We start from the raw sequence: 26,604 nt of genomic DNA on the forward strand, positions 1-26,604 counted from the left end.
CTTTATTTTTTGTCAATTTCAATCCATACAGGTGCATGATCGCTTGTTTTTTCCCAGCCTCGCACATGACGATCTACGCCGCCGGAACGCAATATTGCAGCTATTTCCGGACTTAGTAAAAAATGATCAATTCTTAAACCTGCATCTCTTTCGTAAGCATTTCTGAAATAATCCCAAAAAGTGTAAATCTTCTCATCGGGATATAGTTTTCGAATCGCATCTGTCCACCCTTGTGAAACAATAGCCGCAAAAGCTTTTCGTACTTCAGGTCTGAAAAGGGCATCATTAACCCATTTTTCAGGTTTATAAACATCCAGTTCAGTTGGCATAACATTGTAGTCGCCAACGAGTATTACAGGTATTTTCAATTTTAGCAAAATATCTGCACGTTCTGCCAAACGATCAAACCATTTCAATTTATATTCAAATTTAGGTCCCGGAGAAGGATTGCCATTTGGAAGATAAAGACAGGCGATCACAATTCCGTTAATTAAAGCTTCAATATAACGGCTCTGAATATCTTCATCATCTCCGGGAAGAATACGCGTTACTTCTTCAATTTCCATATTTCGGGCGAGAATCGCAACGCCATTCCATTGTTTTTGTCCGTGCCAAATAGCATTGTAACCGGCTTCATTAATCGCTTTAAGCGGAAAATTATCCTGTGGCGCTTTTAATTCCTGCAGGCAAACGATATCTGGGGCAGCTTCTTCAAGCCAGCGTAATAATACGGGTAAGCGCCCGTTAACTCCGTTTACATTATAAGTAGCTATTTTCATAGTAGATTTAATTTGTTGTAATCTTAAATTTACTGATTATTAAACATTTAATGAGATAATTTTACATTCTTATTTTAGAAACTGTTTGTTAAAGAAGACTTTACCCGGATGATTTTCTGCGTAAGCAAAAATTAATTGCACCATGTATTGATTGCTTTTGTACTGCGTAACATAATTTTTCACTTCTGATGGATCAGTAATTGCAGCATCTGACGGAATATAACCCATTCCGTAAAAATGTCCGTTTTCAACCCAAATGCAACTGCGTTCATCTGCTGTTCTCCCTTTTTCTATAATCGCAAAAGTGGGCCTGTTGCTTAACAGAAAATCAATTGCATTATCGACTTGCTCGTTGTGAAGCAAAACATCTGGCAGACTTTTTACTTCATTATTTTGCGGAAGTTCTCCTCCTTCAGGTCTGGAATATTTGCAGAATCTTTGATCGATTTTAAATTGTTCAGACAGATCTCTCAGTAAATTTATAGCGTTATACAAACTATTAAATTCATGAATACAAGTCTGAAATTTGCTTAGTTTTCCAACAGCCAAATATTTGTATCCGTTTCTTGCTTCGTATTGATAAATGCCAAATTTGGCTTCAAAACGTTTTAGTGCTCTGTTATAAGTTGGCCAAAGTTGTTTTATTTCGGTACATTCTAATAAAAGCGCCATTAATTCGGTAGCACAAACTTCAAAGGAAATTCCATAGATATCCCTTAAAAAATGTTGTCTCTGCGGATTGATTTTATGACCGCTAAAATGAGAAGCTACCCGTTTTTTTAAGTTGATTGCTTTTCCAACATAAATCACCTTTTTTACTTCATTATAAAAATAATATACACCTGGTTTTTCGGGTAAATTATTAAAGTCTTCGGGAGGTAAATTAGGAGGTAAACGCTGATCTTGTGATGTCATCTTGATCATTTTTGCGATCTCGCCTTCATTGTCCCATTCCAGCAATTGAGAAAATAGTATGGCGGTAGCATCAGCATCTCCGCCAGCCCGATGTTGATTTTCTAAAGGAATATCTAACGAATGGCAAAGTTTCCCCAAGCTGTAAGATGACAACCCCGGTTTAATTTTTCTTGCTGCACGAACGGTGCACAGTTTTCTTGCTGTCCATTTAAATCCCGCTTGTTCGAGCTGATGACGCACAAAAGAATAATCGAAGTTGACATTATGTGCGACAAAAATACGGTCGGTAAGCATTTCTAATACTTTCTCTGAAATATCGTCGAAGATTGGTGCATTAGCGACCATTTCATTATTAATGCCCGTTAATCCAAAAATAGAAAGCGGAATTTCCTTTTCAGGATTAACAAGCGTTTCGAAGCGGTCGATTACATTTTTGCCATCATGTATGATTATGGCAATTTCTGTAATGCGGCTGCCACTGGCATTACCACCTGTGGTTTCGATATCGACTATGGCATATTCCGTATTTTTCATCTTTGTATAACGTAAAACCGATTGTTTTTCTGTTGTTTTATTAAATTTTAAACTTTAATAGTAATGACATCTTTGAGTGAAGTAGAAAATTTGGGAGATAATCTGTTTTGCTTCATTTTCCATTGTCGTCCCAAAGATTGTACGCCGAATTTAATTTTATTATTACCATAATTCCGATTCATTTTATCAATCACACTCATTAAAGGCTTATGTTTAGGATTTGAAGTTTCGAATAAATTAAGCTGTGTTTCACTATTTGGCGTTAAGCCCATTACAATTACACCGGCTTTTTTATAACGATAACCTTTTTTAAAAATAGCTTTAAATCCTTTTTGCGCCGCCTCATTAAGTTCTATTGTCGAATTGGTTGGAAAATCAGTAGTGATGGTAATACTTCGTGAATAGTGCGATTGCTCATTCTTTAAAAAACTAGTTTGTATAAAAACGGTTACCATGTTGCAATGACAATCCTGACGTCTTAATTTCTCAGCACAAGAAGCTGTAAACGTGCTGATTCGTTCTGAGATTTCTTCATAAGTAGTATATTTTTTTTCAAAAGATCTCGTAGTGGCAATCATTTTACGGTCTACAGCGTCTTCTAATTCCAACGTTGGTTTTCCTTCTAATTCATGTTTTAGCCGAAGCCCAACGACAGACATTTCTTTTCTAACCCAAGCATCCGGAAGTTCAGTAAATTCATAAGCCGTGTTGATTTTTTTTAATTTAAGGCGCTTGGCGTGTTTTCTTCCAATTCCCCAAACATCTTCGATTTTAGTCCACTTTAAAGCTTTAATTCTTTTTTCTTCAGAGTCAATACAATAAACACCCTGCGTACGATCTGCAAATTTACGGGCAATTTTATTCGCCATTTTAGACAAGGCTTTGGTAGGCGCAAAACCTATACTAACCGGAATGCCCGTTCCTTGTGTCACTTCTTTTCGCATTTTTAAACCCAGCGTATTCAGATCAAATAAATCGTAACCTGAAAATTTCAAAAAAGCTTCATCGATACTGTAAATTTCAATTTCGGGAGTATAAGTTTGAAGCATGTTCATGACCCGATTACTCATATCGCCGTACAGCGGATAATTAGAAGAATAAACAAAAATGTTTTTTTCTTTAAAAATAGCCTCATACTTAAAAGCAGGAATAGCCATTGGTATACCTAAAGCCTTAGCTTCATCTGAACGCGAAATAACACAGCCATCATTGTTAGAGAGAATAACGATAGGTTTTCCTCTTAAACGTGGCTCAAATACTCTTTGACAAGAAGCATAAAAATTGTTACAATCGACTAAAGCAAACATTTCTAAATGTGTTTTTATTTCTATTTTAAAAAGATTTAATACTATGAATCACAATTCCCCAAATCACAAAATTATTTTCCGGAGTTACTTTTATAGGCTGATAATCTTCATTTTCGGCAATAAGCCAAATAATGTCTTTTTCTATTCTAATGCGCTTTACGGTAAATTCGCCATCAATTTGGCAAACAGCAATTTTATTGTTTTGAGGTTCCAGACTTTTATCAATAATTAATAAATCGCCATCATTGATGCCAACATTTTTCATAGAATGTCCTTTTACTCTGGCAAAATAAGTAGTGTATTTATGTTTGATGAATTCTTTGTTGAGATCAATCGATAATTCGATAAAGTCATCTGCAGGCGAAGGAAAACCTGCGCTGATACCAACGTCAAAAAAAGGTAGTTTTACTTCCGAACTTATATCCGGAATATATAATTCTATTGATTTTGTGGTATTTATATTTCTCAATTGCATGATCACTTCAAAATTTTGTTTTTTGTATATTACAAAATTAGCACAGATGAGAACATTTTTTTGTATATTTGCTGTTCCAAATTATAACAAATTAGTTATGTCCTTATTTTCAGACAATATCAGAGCATTAAGGGTTAAGCATAAAATATCACAAGAGAAATTAGCTGGAAACCTTAGCATTACAAGAGGAAGATACGTGAAATACGAAGACGGAACTTCGGAAGCACCGTATGATATTTTAAAGAAAATCGCTTTGTATTTTCATACAAGTATCGATTTGATATTATCGGTCGATATTCGGAAAATTAATATCGAAAACTTGATAAAACTAGAAGGTAACCGACTCATTTTACCTATTCAAGTCGATAATTTTGGTGAAAATTATATCGAAATTGTCTCCCAAAAAGCAAAAGCGGGTTATCTAAACGGATATGCTGATCCGGAATATATTGAAAGTTTGCAACAGGTTTCGCTTCCGTTTTTAGGACCTGGCAAGCACCGCGGATTTCCTGTAGAAGGAGATTCGATGCCACCGCATGAAGATGGTTCGATTATTATTGGCCGTTATGTGGAAAGGTTAGGCGAGGTGATGGATGGGAAAACGTATATCCTGATTACCAAAAATGAAGGAATGGTTTATAAACGTCTCAACAAAAACAAAAAGAACGCTTTGGTTTTAGAATCAGATAATAGTTTTTATCCGAATTATGAAGTGAAAGCGTCTGATATTTTAGAGATTTGGGAATACGAATGCAACATCGGCCGATCAGACAAAAAACAAACTTTATCTGAAACGGAAAGTATGAAAGAATTGCTTTTGGAAGTGAAAAGAGAAGTGATGGAAATTAAGAATAATACTTCGAATACGTAAAAGAGTTTTTGCCACGAAGGCGCTAAGACACAAAGCTATTTAAAAATCTTTAAATATACTTAATGACTTAGCGCCTTCGTGGCAAAAAAAAATCTAAAAAACCTTCACAAAACTCAAACCATATTGCTGTCCGTTATAAAAAGGTGCAATCATAGAAGTTGATTTATTCTCAGAGGAAGATTTGAATAATTTTTTAGTGATATATGGATTCATCCAATAAGCGATTTTGGTACTCAAAATCCCTATTCCGGCTCCGGCAGCAACATCTGTTAACCAATGGCGATTGTTGTAAATTCTAAATAATCCGGTTCCGGTTGCAACGGCATAACCGGCAATTCCGTACCAAATAGATTTGTCTTTGTATTCCTGCCATAAAAATTCGGCTCCGGCAAAAGCAGTGGCGGTATGTCCGGAAGGAAAAGAGTTGTTCGAACTCCCATCCGGTCTTTCTACATGTGAAATCGATTTTAGACCTAAAACCGTTGAAGCCATTATAACATAAGAAGTCACAAATATTACCGAACGATCCCGCATATTATTTTTGCCTTTTACACCAAAAGCATTCAACGCATAGACAGATGCTGCAGGTGCATATTGCGAGAAATCATCAATGGTAATTTTCTCGTCAATATCTTCGGTAACTTCATCTTTAATTTGATGATTAAAACTTAACAACTGATCGCTTTCTAAACCAATAACACCATAACCAATTAATACACTGGGAATAATTAATTGTTTGTAATTGAATTTTAAATGATTAGAAGTGCTGTCAATTTTTGTAATCGAATCATTTTGCTGTGCATTTGCAGAAAATAATCCAAATAGAAATAGAAGAGAAATTGCTTTGTAAAACATCTTTCGTTGTCGTTATATTTTGCAATAGTAACGAATGTTCGACGCAGGTATTTTAGGCTTAATTGAACCTTAAGTGAATATTAATCAGTTGGCTTTAAATGGAGTAGTTGAATTAAGATTGGCTAAATTATTTATATCATTCAGATTGATAATCGTAATAAATAAGTCCCAGAGGGACGCTATATTTATAGAAAATTATTATCACATTTTAAAAAAACCCCATCGGGGTGAAATATGTCGCTCCGCTGGAGCTTATTATCAATGTGAATCAAATTAGCTATAAATATCTCGCTTCTCCGAAGCTCTTTTTAATATTTTTTCTTTTAATAATTCACAATTCACAATTCACAATTTTTCTAAACCTTCAACGAAAACCAAAACGTACTTCCCAAACCTAAATTACTTTCAACACCAACACTTCCATTTTGGGCTTCAATAAACTCTTTACTGATTGCTAAGCCCAATCCCGTTCCAGATTTCTGACTTCCCGGAACCTGAAAATATTTATCAAAAACTTTGTCTTTATAGCGTGTATCAATTCCTTTTCCGGTATCGATAACCTGAAAAACGATTTGATTTAGTTCTTTTTTAAGTTTGATATGAATCGTACTTTTTTCAGAAGAATATCTTATCGCATTCGATAAATAATTAATCAAAACCCAACCTGTTTTTTCGCTGTCGGCTTTTACGTCTTGTAGATTTTCATCGGCATCAATTATCAATTTAATTTGTTTTTGATCAGCCTGAACTTTTACCGCTTCAACAGCATAATTTACAATTTCATGCGGATTGCTTTTTTCGATATTTAGCTGAATATTTCCTGTTTCTAATTGGGATAGATTAAGCAATTCGCCTGTAATTTTCAACAAGCGCTGGCTGTCCTCTTTTATACTTTCGACTAATTGTTTTTGGTCGTCGTTCATGTCGCCTGTTTTTTCATTTTCAAGCAATTTCAGACTTAATTTTATCGATGCAATCGGTGTTTTTAATTCGTGTGAAACGGTTGCAATAAAATTGGTTTTGGCAAAATCCAATTCTTTAAAAAGTGTAATATTTCGTAAAATAATCACATCACCAATATTGATTTCTTTTTCTTCTCCAGTCGGAATTATAGTGATATTTAGAATTTCTTTTTCAAAATAACTTTCTTTTCCGTGCGCATAAATTTTTAGGGGTTGTTTTTTAGGAGCATCTGAATCCTCTTTTAAAATCAAAGAACGAATCAAATCATTCGACATCGCTAGAGTAGAAGCCGATTTTCCGATAACATCTTCTAGTTTCAGACCAACAATTTTTAACGCTTCATCATTCGCAAACAAAACAATTCCTTCATTGTCCAAACCAATAATAGGATCGTGCATATTATTAATTAAGGTTTCCAGTCGTTTCTTTTCAAAGAAGAGTTTATACAAATTACTATCGTTATATTCCTGAAGTTTTTGCGCCATTGTATTAAACGATTTGGCTAAATCTCCAAATTCGCTATGACTCGTAAAATGAACGCGCTCTAAATAGTTTTTATTGGCAATTTCCTTAATACTCAGTGTTAATTCTTTTATCGGATTGGCAATATTATTGGGCAGATTAATCAATAAATTAAAAGCGATCAGAAAGCATAAAGTTCCGACAATAGCAATCCATAAATTGGCAGTTTCGGCGGTATGTTTGGCGATATCACTTTTTTGCTTTATGGCGTTCATGTTGAGTTTCATGATAGCAAAAATATCCTGTCTAATTTGCGTTTTTAAAGATTCATCAGAGCTGTTTTTCTCTAAAAGAGCAAAGTTTTTTTTAAGATTATCGGTTCCTTTTTTTTCTCCAACTTCAGTAACATTTTGTGTTTGTTTCTGAAGATTATCTTTAAAAATAACAATTGCATTATCTTTATTTGTATTAATTTCGTCTAATGACAAAAGCATATTTCGTGAATATTCAAGCGTATTATAATTCGCTTTCAGAATATTTTCAGTGTCTTTTTTTATAGAAAAAATATAAAAGGCACTAACTAATGTTAGTATTATTATTAGTAAAAATAATAATCCAACTCCCAGATTCAATTTGGTTTTAATTCTCATGACGTTTATTTAAAAACAAGTTTTTTATTTGAACCATTAAGATATTAAGTAAATTAAGCTTTACTTAATGAAACTTTGAATGAGAAAATTAAGCATAGTCTTTATTTACTTAATATCTTAATGGTTAGAAAATATTACGAAAGAATAACAAGGTCGACATTCGATAAAGACAAGCGATTTAATAAACGTCTAAAAATTGTTGTAGACAAAATTACTTTAAATAAATTCAAATGTGGTTTCCCGATACATACAGTTGTAATTTGTTTTTCTTCAACTGTTGCCAAAATCGCATCGGCAATATTTCTGTTTTCTAATTTAATTACTTCTGCGCCTAATTGTACGGCGAGTTTAAAATTATTAATTAAATGTCGCTGTTTGTCCAAAGCAATTTTGGTACTGCTTTCCTGCGGAGTTTCCACATACAAAACATACCACGATCCGTTGTAATAACTTGCCAGTCGTGCCGCTTTTCTAATAACAATTTTTGCTGTTTTGTCATTACTGCTAATGCAGGCCAACAATTTTTCATGTCGTAAAGCATGAAGATTCGGAACTTCATTTTCAACTTTTCGAACGACCTGACTCGCTACTTCTTTCAAAGCCAATTCTCGAAGTTGTAAAATCTGTTCCGATTTAAAAAAGTTCGTTAAAGCCGTCTGAATTTTATCCGGAGTATAAATTTTTCCCTCTTTCAAACGCGCAATCAAATCTTCAGATGTTAAATCGATATTCACGACTTCATCCGCCAATCGCAAAACATTGTCCGGAATTCGTTCCTGAACATCAATGTTTGTAATGCGTTTTACATCTTCATTTAAACTCTCAATATGTTGAATATTAACCGCCGAAATCACATTAATTCCAGCCTCCAAAATCTCTAAAACATCCTGCCATCGTTTTTCATTTTTGCTTCCTTCAACGTTCGTGTGTGCCAGTTCATCAACAATAACCACTTCTGGACGAAGATTGATTATCGCCTGAACATCCAATTCTTCGAGTTCTTTTCCTTTATAGAAAATGGTCCGTCTCGGAATTATCGGCAAACCCGCTAATAATTCATGCGTTTCCTTTCGCATGTGCGTTTCGATGTAACCAATTTTTACATCGATTCCGTTTTTCAATAACGAATGCGCTTCCTGAAGCATACGAAAAGTTTTGCCCACACCGGCGCTCATTCCAATGTAGATTTTAAACTTTCCCTTTCGTGATTTCTGAATTAAATCGAGAAAGTGCTGTGCGTTATTATTTTCGGTTTCCATATTTTTTGCCACGAAGGCGCTAAGTCACAAAGTTTTTTTTAAAGCCACAGATTACACAGATTAGAAGGATTATTTGAATGGCTCTGCGTTGATTTATCTGCCACGAATTACACAAATTTTCACGAATTATATTTAATAAAAATTAGCGAAAATTTGTGTAATTCGTGGCGAAAAAAAAATCCTTTTAATCTGTGTAATCTGTGGCAAGAAATATTCCCCTAAAAACTAATCGCCAAGGAAGTCGTTACAAACGTATTCGTATCCGTTGGAAGATTGTCTTTACTGGTGAAGATTTCGTCTTTGCTTGAAAGATTTCTAGCTTCAATTCTAAACATAACATTATCAGCAACTAAGTAATCAAAGTTAGCCGAAAATCCGTAAGTTTTAAAACCATTTGGCGTTTCAGTTACGATAATTACACCTTTTTCATCACTATAATATTCTCCTCTCACCGCAAGCTGAATCTTGTCAACTGGTTTGTATTGCAGAATCAAAATTGGCGAAAACCAAGTATCGTATTTGTTACTTTTTTTATCCGATTGCTGAGATCCAATATCAAAACCAGCCGTAACATTTGTTTTTTCCGTTACTTTAAACTGTCCGTAAAAGTTGTTGAAATAACGCCATTTTTTGTCGATATCTGGCTGTTCATTTCCAACATACGTACTCCAGTTCAAAGCAACCCGATCAGACGGTTTGTACGTAACCTGAGTTCCAAAAGCAGGCGTTTGATTGCCTTCGACTTTCTCGATTCTCTGCCAGCCATTCAGGTACATTCCTGCCAAATACCATTCTCCAGATTCAGAAGTATAACCAATTTTAACTCCCGTTTCATAATAAGGAGAATTCTCAGCCAAAATACTTCTCGTTAAAGTCTGACAATCTTTTCCAATCGCACTCTCAAAACCAATATGCGAAGGCATGATTCCCGCATCAACCCATAAATTATGGCTTTTCGAAATCTTTACCCCAACATTTGCTTCGTAAACATTTTTCAACAAACCTTGCTCAGCAGACATATTATATTCGGCATAAGTTCCCGCCATCAAAGCAAAATTCCCTCGAATATTTTCTTTCGAATAATTCACTTTTGCCATACCTAAATTCAGGTTTACCTCGTTGCTTTTATTATAACTGTAAAAAAAGTTCGGCCGAGTATGATTTTCCGGTTTCGCGAAATCATAACTATAATAAGCGTCAACATATCCCGAAAATGTCAATGGACTTTTAGATTCTTCTTGTGCGTGTAAATTGCTAAAACCAAAAGCGATTAAAGCAGTAAGTATTATTTTTTTCATTTTTTCATTGCGAGGAACGAAGCAATCTCATCCTCTGAATTAAATTATTAGTAGATTTTTTAGGAGCTAATCCCGCTATCCGTTTCAATCTTTTGTGCCGAACCCCGGCACAAAAGGATTTTCACTACTATCGGGGCTAGGGCAATTGGGGTAAAAAGGCGTTTTCGTTTCCTGCAAGGTTTTCAAAACCTTGTAGGTATTTAATTTAAAGGTTAGTTTTTATCGTTTAGTTTGTCATTTCGAGGAAGGAGAAATCACACTAGAAATTCCGCACAGTTAATCGCCAATCTTTGTCGAATTACGAGTGTGATTTCTCCTTCGTCGAAATGACAAGAATGCGCATAGAACAAGAATGAAAATTCGTATCAACTAGTCTATCATACCTACAAGGTTTCAAAAACCTTGCAGGAGAAAAACTTAAAATCTCAGTATCTTAGTCCCGAAGCCTCGGGATAGCATCTTAGCGAAGCGCATCTAAAGCCACATTCAATTCCAAAACATTCACTGTTTCAGGACCAACAACAGCCGTATTAATTTTAGATTCCACCAAAGCCTTTACTTTAGCTTCATCCAGTTTTCGTTCTTTAGCAATTCGTTTAACCTGAATCAAAGCCCCTTGCGGAGAAATATTAGGATCTAAACCGCTACCTGAAGCCGTAACCATATCCGACGGAATATCCGATTTTTTCAAATAAGGATGAACCAATAAAAGCGTATCAATTCTTTTTTGAACCAAAGCCAAATAATCAGCATTACTTGGGCCTTTGTTGCTTCCGGCACTTCCGGCCGCGTTATAATCAACCGCCGAAGGTCTTCCCCAGAAATAATTCGACTTATCGAATTTCTGACCATTTTTTTGATAACCAACCACTTTTCCGTTAACCGAAATAGTTTCTCCTTTTCCTTGATTTGGAGAAATTTGTGCGATTCCGTAAATCGCTAAAGGATAAATAACTGCGAATAAGATTAAGGTAACCGCAGTAAGTTTTATTATAGAAAATAGATTTTTCATTTTTTTAAAGTTTCTAAGAGACTAAGTCTCTAAGTTTCTAAGTTTTTTTAAATTCTGATTTGTTAAGGTTTAAAGATTCTAAGAAAAAAAACTTAGAATCTTAGCAACTTAGCGCCTTAGTATCTTACATAAATAGTGCTACTAACAAATCAATTACCTTAATTCCAATAAAAGGGACAATCAATCCTCCAAGACCATAAATCAAAAGGTTTCTTTTTAAGATCGCACTCGCTCCAATTGGTCGGTAATCAACCCCTTTCAGCGCAAGCGGAATCAATATAGGAATGATAATCGCATTGAAAATGACAGCCGATAAAATCGCACTTTCAGGACTATGCAAATGCATGATATTCAAACCTTGAAGCGCAGGAATCGCAGTAATAAAAAGAGCAGGAACAATAGCAAAATATTTCGCAACGTCATTTGCAATAGAAAAAGTAGTTAAAGTACCTCGAGTCATTAAAAGCTGTTTTCCAATTTCAACAATCTCGATTAGTTTCGTTGGATCATTGTCAAGATCGACCATGTTTCCGGCTTCTTTTGCCGCTTGAGTTCCGCTGTTCATGGCAACTCCAACATTTGCTTGAGCAAGGGCAGGAGCATCATTTGTTCCGTCACCCATCATGGCAACTAATCTTCCTTCAGCCTGTTCTTTTCTGATATAATTCATTTTATCCTCAGGCTTAGCCTCGGCAATAAAATCATCAACACCGGCTGCTTCGGCAATAAATTTGGCAGTAAGTGGATTATCTCCCGTAACCATAACCGTTTTGATTCCCATTCTGCGCAAGCGCTCAAAACGTTCTTTCATTCCGGTTTTGATAATATCCTGAAGTTCGATAACACCTTGAACTTCATTATTTTTAATGACAACCAAAGGTGTTCCTCCGTTAGACGAAATTGTAATAACTTGTTGAGCAGTATCTTCAGGGAAAGAATTTCCGGCTTGCTGCGCAATGTTTTTTGCAGCGTCTTGTGCCCCTTTTCTAATGTTAGTTCCGTCTTTTAATACTACTCCAGAAGTTCTGGTTTCGGCAGTAAATTTTATACTGTGTGAGATGTTTTCTGTAAGAAGTGAAATGTCTGATTGCATCTTACTATTTACATCTAACGTTTTACCAAGTTCGAGAATACTTTTCCCTTCCGGAGTATCATCAGCAAGCGAACTCAAAACAGCCGATTTAACGAAATCATCAAAAGAGATTCCTTTTGTTGGGTAAAAATTGGTTGCTTTTCTGTTTCCAATGGTAATGGTTCCCGTTTTATCCAAAAGCAAAACATCAATATCTCCAGCAGTTTCAACCGCTTTACCCGATTTTGTAATTACGTTAGCTCGTAAAGCTCTGTCCATTCCCGCAATACCAATCGCAGAAAGCAAACCTCCAATTGTAGTTGGAATTAAACAAACGAACAAAGCAATGAAAGCCGCAATCGTGATGGGTGCGTTGGCATAGTCGGCAAACGGTTTTAGCGTAACGCACACAATCACGAAGATTAAAGTAAATGCGGCTAATAAAATGGTTAAGGCGATTTCGTTTGGTGTTTTCTGACGGCTCGCACCTTCAACCAAAGCAATCATTTTATCCAAAAAGCTTTCGCCAGGTTCAGAAGTAACTTTTACTTTAATTTTATCAGATAATACTTTTGTTCCTCCTGTAACCGAAGATTTATCTCCGCCAGCTTCTCTAATTACAGGAGCACTTTCTCCAGTAATAGCACTTTCGTCGATTGTAGCCAGACCTTCGATAATTTCGCCATCGGCAGCAATTAAATCACCGGCTTCACAAACGAAAATATCGTCTTTTTTTAATGCTGAAGAACTGATATTTCTGATTTCTCCGTTAGGTAAAATTTGTCTTGCAGGAGTTTCTTCTCTTGTTTTTCTTAAACTGTCGGCTTGTGCTTTTCCTCTTGCTTCGGCAATTGCTTCGGCGAAATTGGCAAATAAAAGCGTTGCCAGTAAAATTAAAAATACAATTAGGTTATAAGTAAAACTTCCCTGATCGTTTGCGCCCATTAAGATCGAAATACAGACAGCAAACATAATAGCTGTTCCAATTTCTACGGTAAACATTACCGGATTTTTGATCATCATTTTTGGATTCAGCTTGACAAAAGACTGCACTAAGGCTTCTTTTACCTGTTTACTTTCAAACAATGATGTGGATTTATTAGTTGTCATTTTTTTTTGTTGTTTAATTGGCTGAATGGTTTTTAAACACATAGAAACATAGATTTTACTTTGAGGAAAAGGCGTTTCACTTGCATTAACACACATAGCTATGTGTTAGAAACTAGTTTCTTTTGATTTTCTTTTTTAGGTCAAGAAAAGACTATATTTCTATGTGTTTAAAATATTTTCAGCATTGAAAAATGAATTGTTATTTTAAAGTAAAGAATTCTGCCAATGGACCTAAAGCCAACGCCGGGAAGAATGATAAAGCAGCGATAATTGCGATTACAGCAAAAGTCATGATTCCGAAAATGGATGTGTCAGTTTTTAAAGTTCCTGCACTTTCTGGAATGTATTTTTTACCTGCCAATAAACCTGCAATTGCTAATGGACCAATGATTGGAATAAAACGGCTTAGCAGTAATACAATTCCTGTAGTGATATTCCAGAACGGATTATTATCTCCCAATCCTTCAAAACCAGAACCGTTATTGGCAGCGCTCGAAGTATATTCGTATAACATTTCAGAGAATCCGTGGTTGCCAGGATTGTTTAACCAGCCTGTCGCGTTTCCGCTGAACCAATAACCCATTGCAGTATCATGCGCAGCAAAATAAGAAGCTAAAGCAGTTCCCGCTAATATTAATAAAGGATGAAGAATGGCGATAAAAGCCGCAATTTTTACTTCCCGAGCTTCGATTTTCTTCCCTAAAAATTCAGGAGTTCGACCTACCATTAATCCGGAAATGAATACAGCTAGAATAATGAAAATGTAATAGTTCAAAATACCAACACCACATCCGCCGTAAAAGGCATTTACCATCATAGATAATAATTGCATAGCACCAGAAACCGGCATAGAACTATCGTGCATACTGTTTACAGAACCTGTAGAAATTACGGTTGTAGCAATACTCCAGAAACCTGACATTGTCGGGCCAAACCGAACTTCTTTTCCTTCCATCGCCCCGGTTGCTTGTGCAATACCCATTTTTTCGATAGCAGGATTTCCGTTGATTTCGCTCATAACTGTTGGAACAACGAGAAGTAAAAATCCAACCGTCATTACACCAAAAATGATGTTTGATAATTTTCTTTTGTTGAGGTAAAAACCAAGTGCAAAAATCATCGCAAATGGAATAATCATTTGTGCCCAAAGTTCAACTCCGTTAGTAAAATAAGTTGGATTTTCTAATGGATGCGCTGAGTTGGCTCCAAAAAATCCACCACCATTTGTACCAATATGTTTAATAGCAATAAAGGCAGCAGCGGGTCCGCGAGAAACTTCTACATGATCGCCTTGCAAAGTTGTAATAGCATCTTTGCCTTCAAAAGTCATTGGAGTTCCGCTGAAAACTAACGCGATAGCTACAATTGCTGAAAGTGGTAATAAAATACGAGTACAGCTTTTGATGAAATAATTGTAAAAATTGCCTAATTTTTCTGTTGTTCTTTCTTTCATTGCTGTAAAAATCATTGCGGCAGCAGCCATTCCGATACCAGCAGAAACAAATTGAAGGAACATCAACACGATTTGTGAAAGGTAAGAAACCCCGCTTTCGCCCGAATAATGCTGTAAGTTACAGTTGACTAAAAATGAAATAGCAGTATTAAATGCCAAATCAGGTGTCATAGACGGATTGTTATCCGGATTAAGAGGCAAAGAACCCTGAAACAATAAGACAAAAAAGCAAAGAAAAAACCAGACCATGTTGATACTTAAAAGTGCTTTTAAGTGTTGTTTCCAGTTCATTTCTTCAGTGGAATTAATACCGCTGATTTTAAAGATAAATTTTTCAATTGGATTGAAAATCGGATCAAAAAGTGTTTTATCTCCCAAATAAACTCTAGCAATATATTTTCCTAAAGGAATCGCTAAAATAATAGTTAGGATAAAAATACCAATGACGCATAATAATTCTGTGTTCATATATTTAATATTAGATTGTTGATTTTAGATTTTAGATTTCTTTGAAACAATCTTAAATTCTAAAAATTCATTTTTTAAAATTTTTCGGGTTTGATTAATACATAAACCAAATACACGAAAACGGCGATTGAAATAATAAATAATGCAGTCATGATTTAGATTTTTTCAAAAAATTCAACAGAGAGAAAACAAATGGCAAACAGCACAATGGCCAGTGCGAGTAAAAGAAAAGTGATCATAATATTATTTTAGATTTAAGATTGTAGACTTTAGATTTTTCAGTACTATTAAACAATTAAACAGTTAACCGATTAAACTTTATACGCCCGAAGCATTAACCTGCTTGATATATTCCGCTTTAAGCGTTTGTGGAAAAAGATGTGAAATATTGCAGTGACGCACTTCCATAAAAGAAGAAACCGAAAAAACATACACATTAGAAATGGCATTTTTAGTTTCGATACTTCCGGTTATAAACAAACGTTCGGCAAGAGCAAGGCATTTTTTTGCTCTAACGATATTACCTGAAATAATAGATTTTTTGGTTATCTCAGCAAACCGTTCGGCTTGTTTGTAGATTGAGGTTACTTGATTTTTCATGAGAATGAATTTTTATGTTCTTCCTCCTTATGCCAAAATATGTTCCGAAAAAGTCAGGTTGTAGTTAAAGTGTTGTAAATTAAAGGAATGTATTTGTGTGCCAAAAATCAGGCATAAAAAAAGCCTATCAAAATGATAAGCTTTTATTGAAATGATAAGATTAATTATGAATTGTTAATGGTAAATTGTAATCTCCTTTGAATTTAATATTGGAATTTTAAATTTAAATTTTTTCAATCCCATATTCTTCCAATTTTCTATACAAAGTCGCAATTCCAATTTCTAATAATCGTGCCGTTTCCGCTTTATTCCCTTTTGTATAATTTAAAACCTTTTGAATATGAAGTTTTTCAACACTCTGCATGGAGAAAGCCGACATCGATTTGGTGCTTTTTTCAGCTTGATGCTGCATTTCATAAGGTAGAACATCCGAAGTTAAAATATCATCATTACTCAAAATAACCGATCTCTCGATAATATTTTTAAGTTCACGGATATTTCCTGGCCAGGAATAACTTTCTAATTTCTGCAGAAAATCATCACTGATATTTAATGTTTTTTTATTCGTTTTTTCAGAAAACTGTTTCACGAAATGATTTGTTAAAACGGCAATATCTTTAATTCTTTCTCGTAATGAAGGAAGTTTTATTTCGAAAATATTCAAACGGAAATACAAATCAGAACGGAAACGATGTTCGTCGCTTTCTGTTTTTAAATCTCGATTTGTCGCGGCAATTAATCTGAAATTTGATTTTTTTGGAGTTGTATCGCCAACCGGAATATATTCTGAAGTTTCTAAAACACGTAATAATTTCGCCTGAAGATCAATTGGCATTTCACCAATTTCATCCAGAAACAAAGTACCGCCATTTGCCTCTTCAATAAAACCTTTTTTATCTTTTACAGCTCCCGTAAAAGCGCCTTGTTTATGACCAAAAAGTTCGCTTTCTAAAATTTCTTTTGTGAAAGTACTGCAGTTTAATGCCACAAATGATTTCCCGACACGATTACTGTTTTCGTGAATGGCTTGTGCAAAAACCTCTTTTCCGGTTCCGGTTTCACCCGTAAGCAAAACGGTCGAATCGGTTTTGGCAACTTTTTGAGCGAGATCAATAACTTGTTCAATTCCTTTCGATTTTCCGATTATGGTACTGAAAGAATATTTATCGTTGATACGTTTTTCGAGTTGCTGTACTTTCTTTTGCAATTGTACTTTTTCGACCGCTTTATAAAGAAGCGGAATAATCTTGTCGTTATCGTCGCCTTTTACAATATAATCGAAAGCGCCATTTTTCATCGCCTGAACGCCATCTGGAATATTTCCGAAAGCGGTCAGCAGAATAACTTCCGTCAGCGGAAAACTTCCTTTTATGTTTTGAAGAAAATCAACTCCATTTCCGTCAGGTAATTTCACATCACATAAAACAACATCAATTTCGGTTTGTTCCAGTTTCTTAAAACCTGATTTTAAATCTTTGGCTTCGATAACTTCAAATCCTTCCGATTTTATAATACGTGCGAGCAGACTTCTAAGTTTTTCTTCGTCGTCTATAATTAAAATTTTGTGTGTCATTTGCAGATAAGCTAAAACCGAAATGGTATTTTGATGTACAAATTTAGGTTTTAAATCACTTTCCTTTTTTGATTCAGTGGAAATTCTTGCGAAAATTCGATTTTCAAAATCGTTCCGTTATTATTTTTCATCGTCAATTTTCCGTCAAGATCATCCGTTAGACCTTTTATCAGGCTCATTCCAAAAGAGTTTGCTTTTTTATCGTTGAGGTTCAAATCAAAACCAATTCCGTTATCAGAAATCGTTAATAAATATTCATTTTCAGCTTTCGTTTCAAGCGTTATATAAATCATTCCGGTTCGATCCTCGGGAAAAGCATATTTAATAGAATTTGTAATCGCTTCATTCAAAATCAATCCAAGCGGAACAGCATGAGCTACATCTAATTCAAGCGGATCAACTTTTACTTCAAAACGAATTCTTTGCCCAAGCGAAAAAGATTCACGTAAATATTCGACCAGTTCCTTAATATAATTGGGCATATTGATTGTCGAAATATTCTCAGAATTATACAATTTTTGATGAATCAAAGACATCGAATGAATCCTGTGTTGACTGTTTTTTATAGCTGACAATGCCATATCGTTATCTAAATAAGCCGATTGCGAATTCAGAAGACTTATAACCGTTTGAAGATTGTTTTTCACACGATGGTGAATTTCTTTCAAAAGCCATTCTTTTTCGTCTAATAAATGTTTAAGATTGGTGTTTTTCTGCTTGATTTCTTTTTCTTTCAATTCTAATTTGGCATGATTTCGCTGTTTTAATCTGTATCGGTTATAAAGCAAACCAATTGTAAGCAGAAGTAAAAGTAAACTCCAAATCGATAACGTATTCAACAGTTGTGATTTTTGTAATTGACTTTCCTGAAGTTTCGATTGATCGTTTAAAAGTTTGATTTTCTGTTCTTTATTTTTAGTTTCATATTCAATTTTCAATTCTTCAATTTGCTTATTTTTAGCAATCCCATGAGTCGAATCGCTTATTCTTTTTAGGTTCTGAAAATGTACTAAAGAGCCTTTGTAATTTCCATTAATAGAATCTGTTTTATATAATAAAAGCTGAAAAGTCTCTGAGTTATACGTTTTGTTATATGTTTTAGAAAGAGCAAAAATTTTATCAGTATACAGCTTTGCTATTTCTGGCCTCTTTGTTTTGATATAAAACAATGCTATTGTTGTGTATTCATGTGCGACTTCTATAAAAGTTTCAAGAGAGCTTATTTGTTGCGCGTAGAAGTCGGTTTCCTTAAAATACTTTTCAGCAGGCACATAATCCTTTAATTCATCATAACAATTGGCTTTAATGTAAGCAACAGACATTTTATCAAAGGTGCTTTTTGGAGGGTATTCCGATGTCATTGAATTAATGTAATTAAGGGCCTCTTTTGTTTTTCCTTTTAAAGATAAAGCAGCAACGGCACCAAAAAAACTTTTGTACCAAGTGCCCGTATCCAGCGTTTGTTGCCCTATTTCAATACTTTTTTTATACAATTCCAGTGCTTCTTCACTGTGACCAATGAAATTATAAACATCCCCCAGGCGCATATAGAAAATATCTCCAAAAGTATAATCCTTTTCAGCTTCCATTCGTTTTACACTTTTTAAAGCATAATACAACGCACTTTTCATGTTGTGCTGCGATAATTCGACATAAGTAATTGTTGTTTCAGCGAACTGCTCATGCGTAAACCCAATTTTTCGTAAATCAACCAAATTCTGGTACAACCTCTTTTTGGCTTCATTAATTCTTCCTGTCCAAAAATAAATAGTCGTAACCTTCATGTAAGATTCAATTCTTTTTTCTTCTATTCTTAATGATGCATAAATTGTAATTGCTTCCTGCAGTATCTTTTCTTTTTCAGGATCCAAATTGGACAATAGAGTTCCATAAGCATCGAGAGCATCGGCGAGTCCGGCTTTGTCATTTTCTTTTCGACATTCATTGATCACCTGCAAAAAGCATTTTTTTCCTTCGGCCGGATTATTGGCTTGAAAATAATACTTGCCTAACAGCAATAAACTTTGATGCTGCCATTTTTTTATTTTAAGCTGATTACCAACCAAAACAGCTTCATCGATATAGGTTTTAGCATTTTTAAGATCTTCTGGTTTTGTACCGGGTTTAAAAAGATAAAAATTCCCTAGCTGAAAAAGTAATTTAATCCGGTCTTCATTTTTTGTTTTTGGCAATAGCCGAATAGCCGAGTTAATATTTCCTTTTTCAATCAAATCATTACCAATTAAATTAGAACCATCATTAAAACCTTCGTCATAAGCTAAAGAAACAGGCAGTTTATATGCTTTACAGGCCAGAACTACAGAGCTGTCTGCATCTATAGCACCTTGGTTGGCATTGAATAAATAGATGGAGCAAGCCTGGATTAAAAGTCTTTTTTTCTTTAAATCATATTTGCTGACTGAAGTAGCGGTTTGTCCAAAAGCTTGAAATGCAAGGAAGAGTATAAAATAGATAAAATATTTTTTTTTCATATTTCACTTACAATTAAATGGTTAGTGGTTTTTTGATAAACAAATATAAAAATAAACGTTTGTGGTTTTTTAAAATAAATAAAGAAAATTCATATAAAAGCGGTTTTTTATGATTTATATTAGAAGAAATAAAGGTTTTTGTTCAGATAATTAACTAATTTTATACCAATATATTAGATACTAAATAACGATAAAAGTACTACAATTATGAAAAACGTGTCCAACGATGCAAATTTTTCCCTCAAATCTGTTTCTAAAAAGCGAATTTTAATCGTTGAGGATCAATTTATTGAAGCTCACGATTTACAATTAATTCTTGAGAAAGCAAATTATGAAGTTATAGGAATTGCACGTTCGGTCGATAAGGCTTTGGAGCAAATCGAAATCGAAAAACCAGACCTGGTCTTTCTCGATATCATGTTAAAGGGAAGTCGTAACGGAATAGATTTAGCACAAATTCTAAAAGAAAATTATATCGGATTTATATTTATATCCGCTAACTCGAGTAAAACTATTTTAGATCAGGCCAAAATCACACAACCTTATGGATTTATAGTAAAACCTTTTAGAGAGCAAGATGTTTTAACGACTCTCGAAATCGCTTTTTACCGTCAGGAATACAGTTTAGAATCGCAATTAATGCAGCAAATGCAATTGCAAAAAGATATGAACGAGATTTTAAATTCAAATCTCAAATGGGAGAACGCATTATTGGCATTCGGAAGAATGATACAAAATTATATTTCGTTTGATTATTTAGAAGTCGGTTTTGCTAATAGAACGCATTATGGCAATCTCGGAATAATGAGAAGAAATATTGATGATTATCAATTAATTAGTCCGGAAAGATTTTCGACAATAGCCGATATTTCGATAAAAGAACTAAACGAAACCTATAAAAAATCAAAAATAGACTTAGAACCTATTATTTATAGCGAAGAAGCGCTGATTAATAACTTTCAGGCAGCACCAATTAAAAGCTTGATTTCCCATAATTTCGGAATTAAATCGTATTTGGTTTTCCCTGTTTCGATTGCCACAATACAAAGATTTTATTTCACCTTTTATAGTAGAAACTTCAATGTTTATTCGGCAGAAAACCTTAAAATGTTATCAAATCTCGAGAATACATTTGGGCAATTTATAGCTAAAATGTATCCAAAAACAAATGTAGATTCAGATCAAAAAGAAGCGGTTATAAAAGAGGTAAAACCGTTAAATAAATCGGTTGGTTTTGAAGGGATTATTGGTAATAGTCCGCAAATGATTACTGTTTTTGATTACATAAGGAAAGTAGCCCCGTCAGATACATCGGTTTTGGTTTTAGGCGAAAGTGGGACAGGAAAAGAAAAAATTGCACAAAGTATTCATGCTTTATCGCCAAGAAAAGACAAGCCTTTAATTATTATTAATTGTGGAGCCATTCCTGAAAACCTGGCAGAATCATTGCTTTTTGGTCATGAAAAAGGTGCTTTTACCGGAGCATTAGACAAACGAATTGGTAAATTTGAATTAGCCGACGGAGGAACAATTTTTCTGGATGAAATAGGAGAGATGCCTCTGGAACTTCAGGTGAAATTGTTACGTGTTTTGCAGGAAAGAGAAATTGAACGTATCGGTGGAAGATCTTCAATGAAAATTGATGTTAGAATTATTGCGGCCACTAATAAAAATCTCGAAGAAGAAGTGGCAGCCGGAAGATTCAGAATGGATTTGTATTATCGTTTGCATGTTTTTCCAATTTTAGTTCCATCCTTAAAAAAACGAAAAGAAGATATCCCGGACTTAGCCCATCATTTTATAAAAGTTTATAGTGAGAAAATGGGACGAAAAGCACCAAATCTTTCTGATTTTGCTTTACAGCAAATTACAAATTACAGTTGGCCGGGAAATATTAGAGAACTCGAACATGTAATGCAACGTGCCATTTTATTGACCGACGGAAACACAATCAAGGAAATTGAGCTTTCTACATCATCAAAAATGCATGCAGAGCAAGCCAGTGAGACATTCTCTATAAAAACAATTCTCGAAAACGAAAGAGATTATATCTTGTATATTTTGAAAAAATGTAACGGAAAAATATCAGGAGTGGGAGGTGCAGCCGAAATTTTAGACATTCATCCTTCTACTTTAAATTCAAAAATCAAAAAACTGGAAATTAAAAGAGAATTAAATTAACTGATTTTTTCGATCCATTTTACTATAAATCCTGCAACTTCCGGCCAGTTGGATTGCCCTAATACAAAATGATTGCGGCCCTGAAATTCTTTATAACAAGTAATAGAATGAATATTAGTATATCTTTTAAAGTTAGAATAATTGAGCGAAGCAGGAATAATTGTATCGATAGACCCTGATAAAAACAGTAAAGGTTCATGCTTCTTTTTGAAGTTGATGTGTGCCGTTTTGGTAAAAATATTTCGCAAAACTGATTTAGATTCCGGAATTACTAATTTTTCATAAGAATCTTTTTGTTCTTGAAATGACATTTCGTTTGTAAATGCGGTTTGCCACTCTTTAAAAGATATTAAATATGTTTTTTTGGAAGAAGTAAAAAAGGCTAAAGGTTTCCAGATTGCTTTATAAAAAGAAATTTTTGTCCTAAACATACCTTGTGGAGGAACAGAATGTATACAAATTCCAGCAAAGGCCAATTCTTTCTGAACCAATAATTGCGTCAATAGGCCACCATATGAATGTCCAATTAAAATGGGCTTTTCAGGTAGTTTCTCTATGATTTCTATATAATAATCGAGTAAACCAGATAAACTTAATAATGCAATTTTTGAATCAGGATGCTGATTTCGCAATGTTTCGACACTTTCATTTTTATAAGGCCAGGGCGGGGCAACTGTTTTATATCCTTGATCTTCAAAAAAAACAATCCATTTCTCCCAACAAGAATGGCTGACAAATGCTCCTGTAATAAACACAATGGTTTTCGTATTAGATAGGTACATAAAAAAGCAGTTTGAGATTTTTTGAATACTAATATGACAATACTTTCAAAAACAAAGGTTATGCCCATTTGTAAATCCTTGATAATAAAACGTTTGTTGAGGTTTGCAGATTTGAGAGTTATTATATTTCGTTAAAAAGTATTTGGTACTATTGAAATATCATTTTTAAAATAAGATTTTTTTTAAAGAAGCGTATCTTTAGAAACTCTAAATCAGACATTTCAAATGAAAACACCTCAGTTTCAAATAAAAGCTTTATTACTTACGATTCTCCTAACAATCAATACTGCATTTTTCTGTTTTGCGAAGGATTCAGATCTTAAGACAGATTCTTCAAAGTCAAGAACTATTTCATTCAAAATAAAATTCAAATCAGCAGAGAAAGCAAAAATTCAAATTGCAGATTTAAAATTCAATAAACATTTGGCCTATAGTTTTACAGTTGATGATGGTTATAGATCCGCTTATTTAACGGCCCTTCCATTATTTAATGGAGGAAAAATTAGCCCTCCAATGATAAACGAATGGAAAAATGATCAGGGCGGAGATGGAACAACTTCAAAAGGACTTTTTTATTCTGACAGATTAGGAAATAACATTCCATTCAAATTAGGCTTAGCCATTAATGGTGGTGCAATTGGAGATTTGCCAGCCAATCGAGGACATCTTTCCTGGTCAGAAGTAAAAGAAATGTACAATATTGGCTGGGATATTCTGAATCACGGTTTTCATCATGCCACAAAACACGGAACTAATTTTTTGACTGAAGTTACTGACAATACAGCCTCAATAAAACAAAATTTAGGATTTAGCATGTCACATTTTGTGGTTCCTGGCGGAGAAAGTGATCCGGGATATCATTTAGAGTATGAAAAAGATGCATTAGCAAACGGATCTCGATCGGTAGCTTCTTATGCGGGTTCTGGACCAATTATTAAAATCAATGGTAAAGTCAATCTGGATAAAATGATTTACGCCAGAACTTTTGTTCAAAGTTCAAAAGACACAATCGGATTTAAAACTATGGATCGGTTTCTGGCAACTTTCGATTCGGTGACAAAATTACCGGAACCAATCTGGTACAATGAATTTACACACGGTGTCGGAAATTCGAATCTCTGGAATCTAAGTATGCGGTTTCCTGATTTCAAATATTACATGACTACAATTGCAAATAAATACGGTTCAAAAGGAAACGATTCAATCTGGATGGCGCCTTGGCAGGAAGTTTACGAATACATTTGGCTTCGTGATCAAATAAAAATTGATTATAAACAAATAGGAAAAGAAGTTACAGTTACAATTCAGCTTCCGGAAATTCCTGAAACTTTTAGATACAAAGCTATTTCTTTAGTAGTCGATGCTTCTTCAAAATTTGAAACAGAATCCAATTCAAAAGATTTTGCAGTTTCCAGCGACGGAAAAACAAAACATAAACTGATTAATTTGCAATTGAATTAAAAACATTTGTAGTGACAAATATTATAATTCAATTAACATTCAAAAGCAAAAGGCAACCGTATAAATGAGTTAATTTTGCATCTTAGCAATTATTTATATGAAAAAACCAATTTCAGTCTCAATATTAGAATTGGCTATCATCACTCAGGATAGCAACGCAACCGAAACATTTCAAAAAACAAAAGACATAGCGCAACTTGCTGATCAATTAGGCTATAAGCGATTTTGGCTGGCCGAACACCACAATATGGCACATGTTGCAAGTACAGCAACTGTGGTTTTAATTGGTTTTATAGCAAGTCAAACGCAAAACATTCGGGTAGGTTCTGGCGGAATTATGTTACCAAATCACTCTCCTTTAATAGTAGCCGAACAATTTGGAACATTAGAAACGCTTTATCCTAACCGAATTGATTTAGGTTTAGGAAGAGCACCAGGAACAGACCAACCAACTGCCGAAGCAATTAGAAAAGACTTTTTTGAGCAGGCACAGCGATTTCCTGCTAACGTAAGCAAGCTTCAGGATTATTTTTCTGCAGAAAATGCGACAGCAAAAGTCCGTGCTTTTCCTGCCGAAGGTAAAAATGTTCCTATCTGGATTTTGGGTTCAAGTATGGAAAGTGCTGCATTAGCCGCTGCATACGGATTACCTTATGCTTTCGCCGGACATTTTGCACCGCGCCAAATGATTCAGGCTTTTGAATTCTATCGCGAGAATTTTCAGGCTTCAGCTGTGCTAGACAAACCAAAAACAATGGCATGTGTTAATATCGTTGCTGCAGACACAAATGAAGAAGCTGAATTCCTTTCCACAAGCTTGTATCAAATGTTTTTAAATCTAATTCGCAACGATCGCAAAGGTCTACAACCTCCAATTCCTTCTTTAGACGATATTATGAGCGAAGAAGAACGTTTTCACGTAAACCAAATGACTGCTTGTACGTTTACAGGAAACAAAGAACAATTAGCAATAGATCTTAAAAAATTTATTGAGTACTCTCGCGTAGACGAATTAATGGCAACAAGTCCAATCTTCGATCATCAGGCCAAACTAAAAAGCATTCAAATTACAAAAGAAGTAATCGATAGTCTAAACTAAAAGTTATACATATATAAGGAGTGTTTTTATACTATAATATATAGGAAAGAATATAATCATCCAACCCGACAGGTTTTCAAACCTGTCGGGTTTGTTTTTTATACATTATATATAAGGAGAGAAATTGTATTGTATTTAAATAGAAATTCCAGTGGGCGAAGTAGAAGCATTTTTAAAATTAGAATTTGGAATTTTAAATATTGAGATTTGTTTTAATCAGGAGCTAATCCCGCTATCCGTTCCAATCTTTTGCTTTTTAAAGAAAAAAGCAAAAGGATTTCCACTTCTATCGGGGCTAGGGGAGTCGTTTTCAGAAGAGGTTTTTCGTTTTCGGAAGAAAAAGGAAGACTTCGCGCCATGTTATTTTCACAAGTACCCCGAAAAACAAAGGAAAATTGAGCTTAGTGCCTTTTTGAAAAGAAGCTAAAGCCTAATAAAAAGGGAAAATCCAAATTTTGTGTCTTGGTGCCTTTGTGGCAAAAACCACCCAAAACAGACAAAACTCAGCAAAATCCATAAAAGCCCAAAAAAACTTTGCCTTATAAAAACCGTTATACCAGCGACTTATAAAAAAGATTGAAATTATATAAAAAAAAGGCTTGGAAATGTAAATAAAGGTGGTACTTTTGCACCCGCAACAACGACAGACGTTCACTGAAATACTGACAGGCATACGAATTGAAACTGAAAAATTTTTTTCAAAAAAGATTCAAAAAAGCTTGTGAGATTTGAAAACGGATGTTACATTTGCACCCCGCAAAACACGGAAAGTTCATTGATAGATTGGTAAGGTTAGGAGAGGAAAAAGGAAAAGAAATTTTTCAAAAAAAAACTTCAAAAAACATTTGCCAGTTAGAAATAAGTTTTCTACTTTTGCACCCGCTTTGAGAGACAAGCGAAACAAGAAGAAATACACGTTCGTAGACATATTGA

General features: G+C 34.4%; 21 protein-coding genes. 5 read left to right on the forward strand and 16 right to left on the reverse strand.

Translation table 11 applies throughout. From position 1 onward, the window contains the following. Positions 1 to 2: 2 nt before the first annotated feature. The 4 genes from xth to AC1RRN_RS08820 form a co-directional block, all read right to left on the reverse strand. Entirely contained in the window at positions 3 to 779 is a 777-nt protein-coding gene (xth, locus tag AC1RRN_RS08805; protein WP_492966932.1) for an exodeoxyribonuclease III, read from the reverse strand. A 69-nt stretch (positions 780 to 848) separates the two neighbouring features. Further along, positions 849 to 2,228 carry an exonuclease domain-containing protein gene (locus AC1RRN_RS08810; RefSeq protein WP_492966933.1) on the reverse strand — a complete coding sequence of 460 codons (1,380 nt, stop codon included), beginning with the start codon at positions 2,226 to 2,228 and terminating at the stop codon, positions 849 to 851. 47 nt (positions 2,229 to 2,275) lie between these two features. Beyond that, a complete protein-coding gene (locus AC1RRN_RS08815; protein WP_492966934.1) occupies positions 2,276 to 3,535 on the reverse strand; it encodes a Y-family DNA polymerase in 1,260 nt (419 codons plus the stop codon). Positions 3,536 to 3,560: 25 nt separating this feature from the next. Beyond that, entirely contained in the window at positions 3,561 to 4,010 is a 450-nt protein-coding gene (locus tag AC1RRN_RS08820; RefSeq protein ID WP_492966935.1) for a LexA family protein, read from the reverse strand. 97 nt (positions 4,011 to 4,107) lie between these two features. Between AC1RRN_RS08820 and AC1RRN_RS08825 the strand changes: the two genes are divergently transcribed. Further along, a complete protein-coding gene (locus AC1RRN_RS08825) occupies positions 4,108 to 4,881 on the forward strand; it encodes an XRE family transcriptional regulator (protein WP_155102811.1) in 774 nt (257 codons plus the stop codon). Between the two features lie 93 nt (positions 4,882 to 4,974). Here AC1RRN_RS08825 and AC1RRN_RS08830 read toward each other — a convergent pair whose 3' ends face one another. From AC1RRN_RS08830 to AC1RRN_RS08880, 11 genes are all read right to left on the reverse strand, one after another. Further along, entirely contained in the window at positions 4,975 to 5,736 is a 762-nt protein-coding gene (locus AC1RRN_RS08830; protein ID WP_492966936.1) for a phosphatase PAP2 family protein, read from the reverse strand. A gap of 356 nt (positions 5,737 to 6,092) precedes the next feature. Next, a complete protein-coding gene (locus AC1RRN_RS08835; RefSeq protein ID WP_492966937.1) occupies positions 6,093 to 7,811 on the reverse strand; it encodes an ATP-binding protein in 1,719 nt (572 codons plus the stop codon). A 134-nt stretch (positions 7,812 to 7,945) separates the two neighbouring features. Beyond that, a complete protein-coding gene (locus AC1RRN_RS08840) occupies positions 7,946 to 9,070 on the reverse strand; it encodes a sensor protein KdpD (protein WP_492966938.1) in 1,125 nt (374 codons plus the stop codon). Between the two features lie 218 nt (positions 9,071 to 9,288). Further along, entirely contained in the window at positions 9,289 to 10,368 is a 1,080-nt protein-coding gene (locus AC1RRN_RS08845; RefSeq protein ID WP_492966939.1) for a porin, read from the reverse strand. 460 nt (positions 10,369 to 10,828) lie between these two features. Further along, a complete protein-coding gene (locus AC1RRN_RS08850) occupies positions 10,829 to 11,380 on the reverse strand; it encodes a K(+)-transporting ATPase subunit C (protein ID WP_492966940.1) in 552 nt (183 codons plus the stop codon). 124 nt (positions 11,381 to 11,504) lie between these two features. Then, positions 11,505 to 13,562: a potassium-transporting ATPase subunit KdpB gene (kdpB, locus tag AC1RRN_RS08855; protein WP_492966941.1), complete on the reverse strand. Its 2,058-nt coding sequence runs from the start codon at positions 13,560 to 13,562 to the stop codon at positions 11,505 to 11,507. A 199-nt stretch (positions 13,563 to 13,761) separates the two neighbouring features. Beyond that, positions 13,762 to 15,483, reverse strand: a complete 1,722-nt coding sequence (gene kdpA, locus AC1RRN_RS08860) for a potassium-transporting ATPase subunit KdpA (protein ID WP_492966942.1) — start codon at positions 15,481 to 15,483, stop codon at positions 13,762 to 13,764. 74 nt (positions 15,484 to 15,557) lie between these two features. After that, the gene (kdpF, locus tag AC1RRN_RS08865; protein WP_081909388.1) at positions 15,558 to 15,635 is read right to left on the reverse strand and encodes a K(+)-transporting ATPase subunit F; all 78 of its coding nucleotides are present in this window, start codon (positions 15,633 to 15,635) and stop codon (positions 15,558 to 15,560) included. 166 nt (positions 15,636 to 15,801) lie between these two features. Then, a complete protein-coding gene (locus tag AC1RRN_RS08870; RefSeq protein ID WP_026730398.1) occupies positions 15,802 to 16,083 on the reverse strand; it encodes a DUF7674 family protein in 282 nt (93 codons plus the stop codon). Positions 16,084 to 16,306: 223 nt separating this feature from the next. Then, entirely contained in the window at positions 16,307 to 17,656 is a 1,350-nt protein-coding gene (locus AC1RRN_RS08875; RefSeq protein WP_492966943.1) for a sigma-54-dependent transcriptional regulator, read from the reverse strand. Positions 17,657 to 17,706: 50 nt separating this feature from the next. Then, positions 17,707 to 20,148 carry a tetratricopeptide repeat-containing sensor histidine kinase gene (locus AC1RRN_RS08880; RefSeq protein ID WP_492966944.1) on the reverse strand — a complete coding sequence of 814 codons (2,442 nt, stop codon included), beginning with the start codon at positions 20,146 to 20,148 and terminating at the stop codon, positions 17,707 to 17,709. A gap of 207 nt (positions 20,149 to 20,355) precedes the next feature. Between AC1RRN_RS08880 and AC1RRN_RS08885 the strand changes: the two genes are divergently transcribed. Then, complete coding sequence (locus tag AC1RRN_RS08885; RefSeq protein WP_492966945.1) at positions 20,356 to 22,329, forward strand: sigma 54-interacting transcriptional regulator; 1,974 nt, start codon at positions 20,356 to 20,358, stop codon at positions 22,327 to 22,329. Here AC1RRN_RS08885 and AC1RRN_RS08890 read toward each other — a convergent pair. Continuing rightward, positions 22,326 to 23,111 (reverse strand): alpha/beta hydrolase, encoded by a 786-nt coding sequence (locus AC1RRN_RS08890; RefSeq protein ID WP_492966946.1) that lies wholly within the window; start codon positions 23,109 to 23,111, stop codon positions 22,326 to 22,328. The genes AC1RRN_RS08885 and AC1RRN_RS08890 overlap by 4 nt on opposite strands. Positions 23,112 to 23,336: 225 nt before the next feature. On the opposite strand from AC1RRN_RS08890, the gene AC1RRN_RS08895 reads away from it, so the two are divergent. The 3 genes from AC1RRN_RS08895 (at position 23,337) to AC1RRN_RS08905 (ending at position 26,098) form a co-directional block, all read left to right on the forward strand. Then, positions 23,337 to 24,572, forward strand: a complete 1,236-nt coding sequence (locus AC1RRN_RS08895) for a polysaccharide deacetylase family protein (protein WP_492966947.1) — start codon at positions 23,337 to 23,339, stop codon at positions 24,570 to 24,572. 97 nt (positions 24,573 to 24,669) lie between these two features. Continuing rightward, positions 24,670 to 25,671: an LLM class flavin-dependent oxidoreductase gene (locus AC1RRN_RS08900; protein ID WP_492966948.1), complete on the forward strand. Its 1,002-nt coding sequence runs from the start codon at positions 24,670 to 24,672 to the stop codon at positions 25,669 to 25,671. Positions 25,672 to 25,822: 151 nt separating this feature from the next. Further along, positions 25,823 to 26,098, forward strand: a complete 276-nt coding sequence (locus AC1RRN_RS08905) for a hypothetical protein (protein WP_492966949.1) — start codon at positions 25,823 to 25,825, stop codon at positions 26,096 to 26,098. Positions 26,099 to 26,604: the final 506 nt, after the last annotated feature.

The sequence above is a fragment of the Flavobacterium sp. GW821-FHT11G01 genome (assembly GCF_058808175.1).